The sequence below is a fragment of the Segatella bryantii genome (genome assembly GCF_022024215.1).
GTDB lineage: Bacteria > Bacteroidota > Bacteroidia > Bacteroidales > Bacteroidaceae > Prevotella > Prevotella bryantii.
The window spans coordinates 922,763-938,074 of sequence record NZ_CP091797.1; the positions used below are offsets into that span (position 1 = coordinate 922,763).

Consider the following 15,312-nt stretch of genomic DNA (forward strand, 5'->3'; position numbering starts at 1 on the left):
AAATCATAATCAAATGGATATTAGAGTAGAGGATTTCTTTATAGAAGCAAACTCAGTAGATTCTGTAACAGAAGAAAATTACAGAGATTTGGATGTGTTACTTCGAGGCGTGGATTCATTTTCGCGTTCGACTTATCAAAGTGTCTATGTAATCGACTACTTTAAGAAGGGATTTCTTTATGTATCTGACAATCCACTTTTCCTATGTGGATATACTCCTGAAGAAGTGTTGGAAATGGGCTATTTATTTTATATCAGCAATGTGCCTAAAGAAGAACATAGCATGTTAGCAGAGATAAACAAGTCTGGATTTAATTTCTTTAATAAATTCCCACTAAGTCAAAGGCGGAAGTGTATTATCTCATACGATTTCCATATTCTGAATGGAAAGCACTCCACATTAATCAATCATAAGATAACTCCTCTCGTTATGACGGAAGATGGAAGGACATGGTTAGGGTTATGTGTTGTCTCATTATCACCTCACACTTCCGCCGGACACATAGAATTCCGTATGTCTGGCGATGATCGTATATGGGAGTATTCTCGTCTCTCACACAAATGGAAAGAAAAAGAGAAAATAGAACTAACTTCCGAAGAAAAAGATGTATTGGTTTTGTCGGCACAAGGATTTAACCGTGACGAGATAGCCGATCACATGTGCAAGTCTGTAGATACAATTAAATTCTATAGACGCAACCTTTTTGACAAGTTAGGTGTAAAAAATATCACAGAAGCATTATCATACACTACAAGCTACGGATTGTTGTAAATTATAACCAACTCAATTCCTATCTTCCAATAATGAAGATAAATAGAACTTAGGAAAGTACTTCACTTCCTTACCTGTCGCTAAATTGTACATGGCATTTACGCAAAAACCAGCCGTAATCCATGAGGCAATAGCCAGTTGGGGAGGAGGTAGAATATCCTTTTCTTCTTTGTATGTTTCAACTATTTTTTCTAACCATTCTTTAGAATCATGCCAAAATGCTCCATAGCCAGTGACATAATCAGCAACTTTCAATTCAAAACCGATTGGCGAATCAGAACTTTTATTCAATTGCGAAAGTTGTAATCCGTCTGGCCTAACGATTGACATAAAACCTGCCCATCCGAAATTGTAAGGATGTAACACTGGGATATTTTGTTCTTTACAGATTTCATCAAAAACAAATGGCGTCTCATCTTTAAAATCCAAAGCATTAATAGCAATGTCACAGTCCTTCATAAAATCTCTCACATTTTCTTTCGATAGGAATGTTGTGTGATACTTGATCTTTGCTTGTGGATTAATTGTAAGCAATCTTTTGGCTAAACTCTCAGCTTTGTATTCTCCAAGATCATTCTGTGTGTAGTTTTGCCGATTCAAGTTGCTTAGTTCAACCTTATCTCCATCTATAATCGTAATGTTCTCAAAGCCGAATCGCAAGGCACATTCCGCAATAATACTTCCAATACCAGCCCCACCAAAAAGGAGTTTGGTATTCCTTACTACTTCCTGTTCTTGTTCACTCACATAAATCCGATTTCTGCTATACCTTTCTTCCATTGTGTATTATTTAAATTTGGATGCAAAGGTAGATGCATAAAATGAAATAATCACTACCCGAAAGGGTAATAATTGCTTGGAATCTTGTTTTTAAAAGATTTTATAACAGGTTCTGGATAAGTGTGATTTTTAGGAACCTCAATACGTTTCATAGTCCTGGGTATTTCTGGCGCTTCTTGAAGAGAGAAGGTAAGGTGTTCTGAAATGTTCTTAGGCTGCTGACTTCACAAATCCTTTAGTCGTCCACTTTAATGAGCGCCATCTACGCTTCAAGATAATACCTCGAATATTTTCATCGAGCGCAAATCCTACCCACATACCTATAAGTCCGAAGCCCATAGGTATACCAATAACATAACTTACACCTACGGCTATACTCCACTGGAAAATGATACCAATTATAACCGGATAGACAGCATCACCTGTAGCACGAAGTGTTCCACAAGCAAAGATATTAGATACACGACCGTATTCCAAGAATAGATCTACTACAAGCACCCAAAAGCCCATAGAGATGATGTCTGGATTATTGGTCAGCATCGAAAATAAGGGCTTACCAAAAATGGCCATAATAGCTGAAGCTGAAAGGGTTACAACCAACGCCAAATGGTAGAAATAATTACCTAACACGAAAGCTGCACGATGGCGTAACTGCCCCACGAGATGCCCAACTAGTATATCACCAGCCTGTGTTATGCTTACGCAAAAGAGATAAACGAACATGATGATGTTGACACAATAGGTACGAGCTGCAAGGGCTTCATTGCCTATCTTATTGATAAAATAGGTGATGGCTACCTGGGATAAACCGTAGGATAACTCCTCACTCATCGCTGGCACACCGATATGTAGCAAATTCTTAAACTCACTCCACGGAAATGGTCTGAAATAGCTAAACGGAAATTTTGGAATATGCACCCGAAAATGGATGGTTGCCAATAGAAGTGTTGCGATAGCACGACTGATGGCTGTTGAAATCGCTGCTCCTTCTACACCTAACTGCGGAAATCCCCATTTTCCGAATATCAGAACATAGTTACCAAAAATGTTGAGAATGTTTACTATACCCGTTACCGTCATCGGATATACTACTTTTCCGGCACTTCTAAGCGAAGCTGAAAAGGTGAGGGATAATGCCTGAAAAAAGGATAATGCACCTGTTATTTTAAGATATACCAGTCCATCGCCCATCAGTTCCTGACGTAGTCCCATCAACTGTAGCATCTGTGGAGCAAAGAAATACAGTAGTATACTTACAGATAACCCTAAAAAGAAATTCACTAGCAACGCTACACCTACGACCTGAACCAACCGCTTCTGCAGATTAGCTCCTATATACTGAGCACATAGTATAGCTGCACCCATAGAGAAAAACTGATAAACTAGAAATATAAGCGACATCAATTGATTGTCGAGTCCTACAGCTGCTACACTGTTGTCACTATATCGACTTAACATCACCGTATCAACGGCTCCAAGCAACATAACAAGGGCTATTTCAATAAAAACAGGTACAGTCAACACCTTAAGCTGACCTTTAAGCGATTTCTGCGATTTCATTATCCTAAAAACACATATTCAATTTACGGTGGCAAAGTTACCACTTTTTATTATAATTCACTATCTTTGCAGATGTTAAACAAAAATAAATAAATAAATATGAATATGAAGAATGTTTTGATAGCTGTTTGCCTTCTGGCTGCTTCTACCATTCAAGTTCAAGCTAAAATCGAACGCCCAAAATTGGTTGTGGGGCTGGTAGTCGACCAGATGAGATGGGATTATCTGTATTATTACTACGACAAATTTCAGGAGGGCGGATTAAAACGCTTGGTTGACCAGGGATATAGTTACGAAAACACAATGATAGACTATATTCCGACGATTACAGCTGTTGGCCATTCTTCTATCTATACAGGTACATGTCCAGCTTTTCACGGTATTACCGGTAACAATTTTCATGTAGACGGTAAAAATGTGTACTGCTGTACTGATACCAATGTACAGGGGGTTGGCAGCAAGAGCAAAGAGGCTCAGATGTCACCTCATCGCTTGAAGTCTACAGGTATTGGTGATATGCTTAAAATGGCAACTGATCAGAAGGCCAAAGTTATCGGTGTTGCTCTGAAAGACCGTGCTGCTATTCTTCCTGCAGGTTTCAGTGCTGACGGTGCTTACTGGTGGGATACTTCAGCTGGACACTTTGTTACCTCTACATATTATTGTCAGGAATTACCTGAATGGGTAAAGAAAATCAATAAAAAGATAGGTACCAAACCAGGATTCGATGTCAAATCATCGAATATGGGCGTTACCAAGACTTTTGAGATGGCTGAAGCTGCTATCGAAAATGAACAAATGGGACAAGATGATATCACCGACCTTCTCGCTGTAAGTGTCTCTTCTACCGATGTCATCGGCCATGCTTACGGCACTCGTGGAAATGAGAATGAAGGGGTATATATGGAACTCGATAAGCAACTGGCTCATTTCTTTGAAATACTCGACTCTAAAGTGGGTAAAGGTAACTATCTACTCTTCCTTACTGCCGATCATGGTGCAGAACACAATCATAACGTACTAAAATCGCATAAGATTCCTGCAGGCGGCCTACAAACTAAGACTTTCATTAAAGAAGTGAATAAGACTATAGGTGAACAACTCGGAACGAGTGAGCAGATTATTAGCGATGAAATTGCTGGTAGCGTGTATCTGAATCATTCTGCTATCGAGAAAACAGGCAAAACTGTCGATGAAGTCAAAGCGATGGTAATTGCTGAGTTTAACAAAAATCCAAATATTCTCTTTACTGTAGATTATAATAAGATATTAACCTCGCCAATACCTCAGCTGATTCGTGAGCGTGTTATCAATGGTTACATGCCTTCTCGAAGTGGTGATCTGCTCTATATTGCACGAGAGGGTTGGGAGAATGTTTCTAATAAACCTGATTATACTGGTACTACACACGGTATGTGGAACCCAAGCGATTCTCATATCCCATTCATACTTTATGGCTGGCATGTAAACCATGGCGAAAGCTCAGAACCTACGAAGAATGTAGACATCGCACCTACTATCTGTGAGATGCTTCACATACAAATGCCAAATAGCTGTGTAGGTAACGCGAAATTATCGCATAAATAGGGATTATCCACCTTTTTGCCCCTTTAATCCACTTCATAATAAGGTTTATATTGTATCTTTGCCAGTAGAATTCATATAAATCTAATATAATCAATTAAACCTAAATTATGATACGAAAAGGATTACTTTTCTCAGCTTTGCTGGGTATGACAACTCTGACTCAGGCGCAAGTAAATATTCATATTGATACTCAAAATCCTGGGGTCAGAGTTTCACCAAATCTTTATGGCATTTTCTATGAAGATATTAATCATGCTGCAGATGGCGGTCTGTATGCCGAACTGGTAAGAAACCGTTCTTTCGAAGATAATGATAAAACAGTAGAGGCTTGGAAAACTTATCAAGGGGCTACTATGACCTTGGTTAATTCGGCCAAGAAACAACTAAATCGAGCACAGAAAAATTATCTGGAAGTCAACTTTACCGGTAAGGGTACCTCGGGTATCAGCAATGAGGGATTCTGGGGTATCAATGCCGTTAAAGGCAGAACTTATAAACTCTCTTTTTGGGCTAAGGGTAAACTGAATGGTAATCTGAAAGTTTATCTGGGCTGTAATTGTGGAAAAAAGATGTTTGCCGTTGCCAACATCAATGAAAAGATTACAAACAAGTGGAAGAAATACACTGCTGAGTTTACTGCAACGACCAATCATGAAAAGGCTCGTCTCTGGATTACTTCTGAGGGCAAAGGTACTGTAGATTTTGATGTAGTAAGTCTCTTCCCTCCTACCTTTAATAATCGCGAAAATGGATTGCGACCAGACTTGGCTTCTATGCTCAAAGCACTTCATCCCAAATTTTTCCGCTTCCCTGGAGGCTGCTTCGTTGAAGGGCAACAGAGTCCTGATAATGCTTTCAGATGGGAACGTACTATCGGACCTATCGAACAGCGTCCTGGCCACTGGAATGTAAACTGGGGGTATCGTACTACCGATGGTATCGGCTTCGATGAATATCTACAAATGGCAGAAGACCTTGGCGCCAAACCGCTCTATGTTGTAAATGTCGGTATTTGGCATGGAGGATTCACACCCGTAGACAGCATACAGCCATGGATAGATGAAGCGCTCAACGCACTCGAATATGCCAATGGCGATGTTACCACAAAATATGGTGCCCTCCGTGCTAAAAACGGTCATCCAGAACCATACCATATCGAATATATCGAAATAGGTAACGAAAATAATCAGGAAGATCCTACCCAGCAGAGCGACCAGTACTACAAACGTTACCAACTCTTCCGAGATGCTATTCTAGCTAAATATCCGAAAATGCATATTATCGGCAATGTGGTAGCGTGGGGTAATGATCATCCAAAATGGAACTCTGATGAGCAGGTAGAACTCTTGGATGAACACTACTATCGTAACCCGGCATGGTTTGCTAATAATTTTCATAAATACGATTCATATGAACGTGGTAAACACGATATCTATGTGGGCGAATATGCTGTAACACAGGGATTCGGTGTAAACGGATCACTTGATGCTGCGCTTGGTGAAGCGGTGTATATGATGGGCATCGAAAATAATAGTGACGTGGTAAAGATGGCAAGTTATGCCCCTATTTTCGCGAACCTTAATGATTTAAAATGGCGCCCTGATATGATTCAGTTTAACGCAAAAAGTGCTTTTGGTACACCTTCTTATTACGTACAAAAGATGATGGCTGATCACATCGGAACACGTGTTCTCCACGTTGCTCAGGATAATCCATATCAAACTGATCTCGAAGCTAAATTGGTTTCGCCAGAAAAGAGTAAACTGGGATTCGCAACATGGGCTACTCAAGCTTCATATCAACTGGTAAGTGTAAACGATAAACCTGTTGATCAGAAATATACAGCCCTAAAGGGTGACTGGCACCATGAGGACAACATCATCAGCCAGAAAGGCAACGGAGAATCTTGTCTGAATATCGGCGATATGTTAGTAAGCAACCACTCTACCATTAAATTGCGCGCTCGTAAAGATAGTGGTGCTGAGGGCTTTATGCTGGTATTCAATTATATCGACGAAAACAACTACAGTTGGGTTAATTTCGGCGGATGGGGAAATACTCAACATGGCATCGAACAAGTGGTTAACGGTGCTAAGATGCAGATTGCCACTAAGACTGGCAAGGTGGAAACCGGTAAATGGTACGACATAACCTTCGAACAAGATGGCGACAAACTCAAAGCATGGCTGAATGATGAACTCATTTTTGATACTAAACTACAACAAAATACTACTCCAGGTATTTTCTCGACGGCTACACTTGATGAACTCCAAGGTGATGTTATCGTGAAAATAGCAAATACCAGCGAGGAGAACACCACATGTCAAATCGATCTTGATGGCTATCAGGTAAAACAGGGTGAAGTTATCCGCTTGTCATCAGCTAAGGGCATTCATGAAAATTCTATTGACACCCCTACTCTGGTCGTGCCTATGTCTGAAACCGTTTCTCCACATCATGATAAACTACAACTGACGATTCCTGCATTCTCTCTCAATATCGTGAGATTGAAGAGATAATTAATTCACCCATCGGCCGTAAGGTCGTTATGAGCGTTTCAGGACTAGCGCTGACAGCATTCCTTCTTTTTCATGGTGGTATGAACTTGACATTGGTTTTCTCTGAAGAAGCCTACAATACTATATGCCGCCTACTTGGCGCTAACTGGATACTACCATTTACCATCGTCGTGGTATATTACATGTGTGTTAATATCAGTATGATCTTTAAATAAAAAAACATTTATACATCTATATATTTATAACAAATGGTGAGGGGCAGACTTCGGTTTGCTCCTCATTTTTATTTAGAAAAATACCAACATTATACACTTACATAAAATTAAAATCATAATTTTTAGGTAAAGTAACAGTAACAGGTAATGGTAGTGTATCTACCGTCAACAAAAGTGCTTATAATGGCTTTGCTGTCAATACCCAACAGATGCAAAACTCGACCAAAACCTTGAGCGATGCCTTACGACAGATACCTGGATTAAAACTACGCGAAACTGGTGGCGTAGGTGGTTCTGCTAATATCATGCTCGATGGTATGGACTCGAAGGGTGAAAATGATTGCACATGAAACATCCGTCATTTACAGAATAAAAAGAGCCATTAGTTGAAAGTATTTGAATAATCAGACTGAAAACCTTTACTTTGCAACGAAAACAGGTGATCAAAACAAGATTGACATAATATTTATTAGAATAAAAATAATACTGAGAGTTATGAAGAAATTAATGATGACAATGCTTGCAGCCATGATGATTGTTGCTGCATCAGCACAGCAGGTAAAGACTAATATTAAGGTTAACGGTTATGAAAGCAAGGCTAAAATTGAAGCTGCAGCCAAAGCCGCTCCAGGTGTTAAGCAGGCTATATATAATGCCAAGACCAAAACTGTAGTAGTGGTATATGACAAGAAAAAAACTGCTCCTGCGAAAATTCGCACTGCTGTCTTGAAGGTAGACAAGAAACCTGTTGTTCAAGCCAAGAAAACTGTAGCCAAGAAGAAAGTAGTAAAGAAGAACATCAAAAAATAAATGCTGAAAGCATTATATAAACTATCATAGGGAGTTAATCCTATGTGAAGACACGACATAAATTCATAGGATACAAAACTTATGATTTCTAAAAAAAAGCATTAAAATCTCCCCCTAAAATATAACTTGGGGAGATTTTATACGTTATAATAAAAAAGGTCCTGGTAGGGTCCTTGCCATATTCTCAAAATATGCAGAATTAACACCAATATACCATAACTACGATATATTCATGAAAAAAATGTAACTTTGCATCACTATATGGAGGATAATTTCATCGTATTGAATATAGGACATGCACAAACCGTACACAAATGGATGAATGAGGATATCTCATCACCATTTGTGCGATTATTTTATGTGATAGGATTTTGTTGTATTCCTAATAGGACAAAATAGGCTTAATCAACTTATATCGCATGATTTTATAGGATATTTTTTCACTTTCCCGATTCTTATCGTATTTTTGCATTTATAAAAATATTAACGACCGAAATGATTAAAGATTCCAATAAGATTGCGATTATCTCACGAGAAAAACAGGTTACGTTCTCGGAGTTGCTCGAACATATTTATGTGTATGCACAAAAGAATCCTAGGGCAAAAGGCGAAAGAACTTTGATTTTTGCCGAAAATAGTACCGGATGGATTTATGCCTTCTATTCGATATGGGCTAACGGAGGTATCGCTGTACCTGTAGATGCTTCAGCTACCATAAGCGACGTTGCTTACATTCTCAACGACAGTAAGCCTACAAGTATCTGGACGAATGCCAAACGAGTGGAAATCGTACAAGCTGCACTACAAGAAGTAGGTCAAAAGGCAGATATCTTGCAGGTTGAGGATTACGAGTCAGAAACTGCAAATGGAGAAAAAGCGAAGATCGCTTACCAAGAAGAAGACACTGCTGTGATTATCTACACTAGCGGAACTACCGGTTCTCCTAAAGGTGTTATGCTATCCTTTAAAAATATACTCGTCAATATTAAGGCTGTAACCCAAGAAGTACCTATCTTCACACCAGACCGTCGCACTCTCGTCTTACTACCACTACATCATGTATTACCACTTGTCGGAACGGTAGTGATGCCACTATTTGCAGGTGGCGGCATTGCCATCTGCCCTTCTATGTCGGGTCCAGACATTATGGATACCCTTCAACGGGGTAAAGTTGCCATTATGATTGGTGTTCCTCGCTTATGGCAGACCCTTTATGGAGGAATCAAAAAGAAAATCGATGAGAAATGGATTACCCGTAAGTTGTTCGATTTCTGTGCAAAGGTGAACCAGGTAAGTTTCTCACGCTTTATATTTAAGGCCGTTCATCAGAAAATGGGTGGAAACATTCGTTATTTTGTCAGCGGTGGTGCACCACTCGACCGAGAGATAGCATTGGGCCTGCAAACACTAGGACTTGAACTTCTGGAGGGATACGGTATGACCGAGGCTGCACCAATGATTGCTTTCACTCGACCAGGCGACTTAGTACCTAATTGTGTCGGACTCCCACTTAACGATTTAGAGTGTAAAATTATCAATGGTGAGATATGTGCCAAGGGACCAAACATCATGCAGGGCTATTATAATCGACCTGAAGAGACTGCAGCTGTTATCGATCAAGACGGATTCTTACATACAGGCGATTTAGGAAGAATAGATGAGAAAGGGCGCATCTATATTACTGGCAGAAGTAAAGAGATTATCGTACTTTCCAATGGAAAAAATGTTCAGCCTGCTGAAATAGAATACAAACTCGAGAAGTATACCGAGCGTATCAAAGAAGCTGCTGTTGTACAAGATGGTGACTTACTCAAGGCAATCATTGTTCCACAAAAAACATGGGCTGAAAACCTTACGGATGAAGTGGTAGAAAATGCACTGAAGCGTGAGGTTCTGGAACCTTATAATCGTAGCGTAACCAACTATAAGAAGGTTATGAGTCTTATGGTGTACCGTGGCGAATTACCTCGCACGAAACTAGAGAAACTGCAACGATTCAAACTGAAGGATATTCTTAGTGGTGCAAAATCTGTCACTACCGAAGTCACCATCGATGAACCCAAATCAGAGGAATACCAGATACTCAAGGATTACATTCAAAGCGAAAAGAAAATTCAGGTAAAGCCAACCGATCATATCGAGACCGACCTAGCCTTAGATTCTCTTGATATGGTAGCACTCGAAGGTTTTATCGAGCACACGTTCGGCACTCATATTAAAGCTTCTGTTTTCCCTTCCTATAAAAATATAGAAACTTTGGCACAAGCCATTGCCGAGAGCAAAACCCGTATGGATGTTGAGAAAGAAGACTGGCACACCTTCCTTCATTCAGACACAAGCGCTGTAGAGATACCTAAAGCATCCTTCCTACTTCCACTGTCTAGAGGACTATCTAAAGCCTTTTTAAAATGCTATAATCGAATGGAAGTAAGAGGTATCGAAAACCTACCACTCGACCATGCCTGCATCATTGCACCTAACCATCAGAGTTTTCTCGATGGACCATTGGTAGCTGCTGCCATACCTACTCAAGTACTTTCACACTCTTACTTCTATGCTAAAGAAGATCATGTGAAGAATGCTTTGAGCAAAGCATACGCTCGCAATACCAATATCATTCTCATGGAAAGAAGCAATCTACGCAACTCTCTGTTGAAATTAGCTCAGGTACTAAGGGATAATAAAAATTTGATTATCTTCCCTGAAGGTAGCCGAACTCACCATGGCAAAGTGGGAAACTTCAAGAAGAGCTTTGCGATATTATCTACCGAACTTAACATTCCGATTATTCCGGTTCGTATTACAGGAGCCTACGAAGCCTGGTCACGTTCCAGTCTCCTTGTGAAACCACACAAGATTATTTTGGAATTTCTGCCTGCCATCATGCCAGAAGCCAATAACACCTATGAGGAACTAGCCGACCGAGTAAAAGAAGCAATAGCTAAAGGGATATCGTAATTATAGTTAATTATGATATCCATAAAATAAACAACATTTACCTACATAACCTCGTAGTTATGTAGGTAAACTAAAAAGCAGACAAACTTCACAGTTTGTCTGCTTTTGCAAATTTGATAACATAATTTATTCAAAACGAAATTTTATTTCAATCGGCGATAACCATAGGCAGCAATCTCACCAAGCTCTTCCTCGATACGGATAAGCTGATTATATTTAGCCATACGGTCTGTACGAGAAAGGGAACCAGTCTTGATTTGCCCAGAGTTTGTAGCTACAGCTATGTCGGCTATCGTAGTGTCCTCTGTTTCACCAGAACGGTGAGAAGTCACTGTGGTATAGCCATGACGATGTGCCATTTCTATAGCTTCCAAGGTCTCTGTAAGCGAACCAATCTGGTTCACCTTAATTAATATCGAGTTTGCAGCTCCCATCTTAATTCCTTTCTCCAGGAATTTCGTGTTAGTTACAAATAAGTCATCACCTACAAGCTGACAACGATCACCTATTTTCTCTGTCAGTTTTACCCAATTATCCCAGTCGTTCTCATCAAGACCATCCTCGATAGAATCAATAGGATATTTGGTAATCAGCTCTTCAAGATAAGCTATCTGCTCATCAGCAGAAAGTTTCTTGCCATTAGGATCTTTCTTTGCACCATTCTTAAGCTGGCGATAATCATAATACCACTGGCCATCTTCGCAAGTAGCAAACTCAGAAGCGGCACAGTCCATAGCAATCTTCACATCCTTGCCAGGCTCATAACCTGCTTTCTTAATAGCCTCAACAATCGTATCGAGTGCATCCTCGATACCATCGAAATTAGGAGCATAGCCACCCTCATCACCTACAGCCGTAGAGAGGCCACGTGCTTTCAAAAGCTTAGCCAAATGATGGAACACCTCAGCACCCATACGGATAGCCTCACGCTCACTGCTGGCACCTACTGGACGAATCATAAATTCCTGGAAAGCAATAGGAGCAGCAGAGTGAGCACCACCATTCACGATATTCATCATCGGAACTGGAAGAGTGTAAGCATTGCTACCACCGATATAACGATAAAGTGGCATATTAAGTGCTTTAGCTGCAGCCTGTGCACAAGCCAGTGATACACCAAGAATAGCATTGGCACCCAACTTAGATTTAGTAGGAGTACCATCGAGAGCCAACATCTTGTAATCAATAGCACGCTGTTCAAAGACGCACTCGCCATGCAATGCAGGAGCAATCACTTGATTCACATTATCGACGGCCTTGAGTACACCCTTACCTAAATAGCGGTTCTTATCACCATCACGAAGTTCGAGAGCTTCATTTTCACCGGTAGATGCACCAGAAGGAACGGCAGCACGACCCATAACACCATTTTCAAGAGTTACCTCTACTTCTACTGTAGGATTACCTCTTGAATCAAGAATTTCTCTTGCATGAATTTTTTCGATTTTCATATCTGATAGTATTTTTTGTTTAATACAATTTTCGCTGCAAATATAGATATTCCCAGCGAAAAAAACAATACCTAAAAATAATGAAACTGCATCAGTTTTTTTAAAAACAAATATAAAGAAAAGGTATCAATATCCGATTGTTTATAAACATTTTTTAAAAATTAACGTTTTAATAAGCCTTTTCGTTTTTTTTATTACCTTTGCACCTGATATAATTTAAAACTCATGAAACAACTTAAAACCTATTTTCTAACATTAACTGCGCTGGCATCGACTACGACTCTCTCAGCACAGTCACAAAAACAACTATTCGATTTCGGTTGGAAATTTACTCACAATGGAACCACACAATTGGTAGACTTACCTCATGACTGGGATATTCTTGAAGGTCCCCACTCTGGCAAAGGAGCCACAGGTACCGGTGGTGGATGGTTCGAAGCCGGTAAAGGTGAGTATCGTAAGTTATTTGCGTCACCTAAAGGCGAAGTGGTAAAACTACATTTTGAAGGTGTATATCAAAAATCAGAAATCTTCGTCAACGGACAGAAAGTGGGCCAACACCACTATGGATATACACCGTTTACTGTAGATATCACTAAGATGTTGAAAAACAAAGGCATGAACGAGGTAGTTGTCAAAGTAGACAACAGCCAGCAACCTAACTGTCGATGGTATTCCGGTTCGGGTATCTATCGCCATGTCTGGTTAGAAAGCATGCCTGCCCTGCATATCGCTGAGAATGGTGTCTTTGTGACTACGCCTGAAGTTTCAGATAATCAGGCACTGGTACAAGTAGAAGTAAGCGTTGCGAATGAGTCACCATCCAACCGTAATGCCATAATAACAATCGGCGGAAAGGAACTAACGGTTAACCTTGCTGCAGGAGAGACCCAAACAGTACGTACCCAATTCACCGTGAATAACCCAAGTTTATGGTCAACGGAACATCCTACACTCAACAACCTTAGTGTGCAACTCAAGGAGAAAGGCAAAATTCTTGATACGCAGACCGTGAAATATGGTATACGCTCTTTCTCATTCGATGCAGAAAAAGGGTTTATACTCAATGGAAAGAAGGTACTCATCAATGGAGCCTGTGTTCACCACGACGATGGAGTACTGGGAGCAAGCGCTTTCGACGATGCTGAAATACGAAAGGTACGTCAGATGAAGAATGCAGGTTTCAACCTCATCCGCACGAGCCATAATCCTACTACACGTGCATTTCTCGATGCATGCGACTCTATCGGAATGCTCGTTATCGACGAAGCTTTCGACGGTTGGCGCACACAGAAAAATCCATACGACTACTCTACCGTAATCGACTCCTGTTTCCGGAGCGATATACAGTCAATGGTGTTGCGCGACCGCAATCATCCAAGCATTATCTCCTGGAGCATTGGTAATGAAGTGATTGAACGTAAGGATATCCGGGTGGTATATACTGCTCGACAGATGAAAGCTGCTATTCATGAAAAAGATACCACACGTCCTGTCACAGAGGCCCTCTGTGCTTGGGATAGCGACTGGGAAATATATGATCCTCATGCAGAGGTGCTCGATGTTGTGGGCTATAACTATATGCTCTTCAAACACGCCGATGACCACAAGCGCGATCCGAAGCGCGTAATATGGCAGACCGAGAGCTATCCTCGTGATGCCTTCAGAAACTGGGCTACAGTACACGATTTCCCTTATGTAGTAGGTGATATCGTCTGGACGGGCTTAGATTATTTAGGCGAAAGTGGTATCGGCCGTACCTATTATAAAGGTGAACGCGAAGGTGAATCATGGATCAAAGGTGGACAACCAGAATGGCATGGCGCACCATGTGGCGATGTCGATATCACAGGTTGGCGCAAACCAATCAGCCACTATCGTGAAATGCTATGGAACGAAAACACTCCTCTTTATATGGCAGTGAAAGAACCAGAGGGATATCATGGCGAAATTAAACAAACCATGTGGAGCGTATGGCCTACCTATGAATCTTGGACTTGGAAGGGTTGGGAAGGAAAGCCTGTAGAGGTGGAAGTTTACACCCATCAACCAAAAGTGAAACTCTATCTAAACGATCAACTCATTGGTACCAAGGAGGTAAATCGCAATACTGAGTATAAAGCAGTATTCACTGTACCTTACCAAAAAGGAACACTTCGTGCAGAAGCTGGCGAAGAAAGCGTTACGCTGAAGACAGCTGGCGAACCAGCTCGTTTGAAACTTACTCCTGATCGAACCGTCATGAGAGCTGATGGTCAATCACTCACCTACATCATTGTCGAAGTAGTTGACCAAGACGGCAACCTTGTACCTGAAGCAGAGATACCATGCGAAGCTACCGTGAAGGGAACCGGAAAACTTCTGGCATTTGCTTCTGCTAACCTGAAAGATGAAGAGCCTTATCCATCAGTACACAGCAAGACCTGGAAAGGACGTGCAATGCTCGTGGTTCGCAGTTCACAAAAGAAAGGCACTGTCAATGTAAGCATCAAGAGTAAACTGCCTATCGCAACACTCTCGCTGAAGACCAAATAAAGATCTTAAAATAGATACATCAAAATTAATAATCCGATATTTCTGCTTTGGGTAGAAATATCGGATTATATGCTACAAGGATAATCAACAAAGACAGTCGTGAATACATCGAAGACATGCATAAG

General features: G+C 40.6%; 10 protein-coding genes and 1 pseudogene. 8 read left to right on the forward strand and 3 right to left on the reverse strand.

Annotated elements, in window-relative coordinates; genetic code table 11:
• Positions 1 to 13 precede the first annotated feature (13 nt).
• A complete protein-coding gene (locus tag L6471_RS03505) occupies positions 14 to 772 on the forward strand; it encodes a response regulator transcription factor (RefSeq protein WP_074548878.1) in 759 nt (252 codons plus the stop codon).
• Between the two features lie 12 nt (positions 773 to 784).
• Here L6471_RS03505 and L6471_RS03510 read toward each other — a convergent pair whose 3' ends face one another.
• Positions 785 to 1,552, reverse strand: coding sequence for a ThiF family adenylyltransferase (locus L6471_RS03510; RefSeq protein ID WP_094448886.1), 768 nt, complete (start codon positions 1,550 to 1,552; stop codon positions 785 to 787).
• Positions 1,553 to 1,762: 210 nt separating this feature from the next.
• Positions 1,763 to 3,112: an MATE family efflux transporter gene (locus L6471_RS03515; protein WP_006283784.1), complete on the reverse strand. Its 1,350-nt coding sequence runs from the start codon at positions 3,110 to 3,112 to the stop codon at positions 1,763 to 1,765.
• A gap of 105 nt (positions 3,113 to 3,217) precedes the next feature.
• On the opposite strand from L6471_RS03515, the gene L6471_RS03520 reads away from it, so the two are divergent.
• From L6471_RS03520 to L6471_RS03545, 6 genes and pseudogenes are all read left to right on the forward strand, one after another.
• Positions 3,218 to 4,699 (forward strand): alkaline phosphatase family protein, encoded by a 1,482-nt coding sequence (locus L6471_RS03520; protein ID WP_039871329.1) that lies wholly within the window; start codon positions 3,218 to 3,220, stop codon positions 4,697 to 4,699.
• Positions 4,700 to 4,806: 107 nt separating this feature from the next.
• Positions 4,807 to 7,218, forward strand: coding sequence for an alpha-L-arabinofuranosidase C-terminal domain-containing protein (locus L6471_RS03525; RefSeq protein WP_237796848.1), 2,412 nt, complete (start codon positions 4,807 to 4,809; stop codon positions 7,216 to 7,218).
• Positions 7,219 to 7,247: 29 nt separating this feature from the next.
• Positions 7,248 to 7,367 (forward strand): annotated as a pseudogene (locus tag L6471_RS03530) (succinate dehydrogenase/fumarate reductase cytochrome b subunit); the annotation flags it as partial.
• Positions 7,368 to 7,642: 275 nt separating this feature from the next.
• Positions 7,643 to 7,783, forward strand: coding sequence for a TonB-dependent receptor plug domain-containing protein (locus L6471_RS03535; protein ID WP_143031330.1), 141 nt, complete (start codon positions 7,643 to 7,645; stop codon positions 7,781 to 7,783).
• Positions 7,784 to 7,928: 145 nt separating this feature from the next.
• Complete coding sequence (locus L6471_RS03540; RefSeq protein ID WP_237796849.1) at positions 7,929 to 8,243, forward strand: hypothetical protein; 315 nt, start codon at positions 7,929 to 7,931, stop codon at positions 8,241 to 8,243.
• Positions 8,244 to 8,738: 495 nt separating this feature from the next.
• On the forward strand, positions 8,739 to 11,201 hold the full coding sequence (locus tag L6471_RS03545; protein ID WP_237796850.1) for an AMP-binding protein: 2,463 nt from the start codon (positions 8,739 to 8,741) through the stop codon (positions 11,199 to 11,201).
• Positions 11,202 to 11,344: 143 nt separating this feature from the next.
• On the opposite strand, the gene eno is transcribed toward L6471_RS03545, so the two are convergent.
• Complete coding sequence (eno, locus tag L6471_RS03550) at positions 11,345 to 12,652, reverse strand: phosphopyruvate hydratase (RefSeq protein ID WP_006283776.1); 1,308 nt, start codon at positions 12,650 to 12,652, stop codon at positions 11,345 to 11,347.
• A 225-nt stretch (positions 12,653 to 12,877) separates the two neighbouring features.
• Here eno and L6471_RS03555 point away from each other — a divergent pair, with 225 nt between their 5' ends.
• On the forward strand, positions 12,878 to 15,187 hold the full coding sequence (locus L6471_RS03555; protein ID WP_237796851.1) for a glycoside hydrolase family 2 TIM barrel-domain containing protein: 2,310 nt from the start codon (positions 12,878 to 12,880) through the stop codon (positions 15,185 to 15,187).
• Positions 15,188 to 15,312: the final 125 nt, after the last annotated feature.

Bases quoted from the DNA above. Each gene is read 5' to 3' on its own strand.
- L6471_RS03545 (WP_237796850.1), top strand. From the start codon at position 8,739: ATGATTAAAGATTCCAATAAGATTGCGATTATCTCACGAGAAAAACAG.
- L6471_RS03525 (WP_237796848.1), top strand. From the start codon at position 4,807: ATGATACGAAAAGGATTACTTTTCTCAGCTTTGCTGGGTATGACAACT.
- L6471_RS03555 (WP_237796851.1), top strand. From the start codon at position 12,878: ATGAAACAACTTAAAACCTATTTTCTAACATTAACTGCGCTGGCATCG.
- L6471_RS03520 (WP_039871329.1), top strand. From the start codon at position 3,218: ATGAAGAATGTTTTGATAGCTGTTTGCCTTCTGGCTGCTTCTACCATT.
- L6471_RS03510 (WP_094448886.1), bottom strand. From the start codon at position 1,552: ATGGAAGAAAGGTATAGCAGAAATCGGATTTATGTGAGTGAACAAGAA.
- L6471_RS03515 (WP_006283784.1), bottom strand. From the start codon at position 3,112: ATGAAATCGCAGAAATCGCTTAAAGGTCAGCTTAAGGTGTTGACTGTA.
- eno (WP_006283776.1), bottom strand. From the start codon at position 12,652: ATGAAAATCGAAAAAATTCATGCAAGAGAAATTCTTGATTCAAGAGGT.
- L6471_RS03535 (WP_143031330.1), top strand. From the start codon at position 7,643: ATGCAAAACTCGACCAAAACCTTGAGCGATGCCTTACGACAGATACCT.
- L6471_RS03505 (WP_074548878.1), top strand. From the start codon at position 14: ATGGATATTAGAGTAGAGGATTTCTTTATAGAAGCAAACTCAGTAGAT.
- L6471_RS03540 (WP_237796849.1), top strand. From the start codon at position 7,929: ATGAAGAAATTAATGATGACAATGCTTGCAGCCATGATGATTGTTGCT.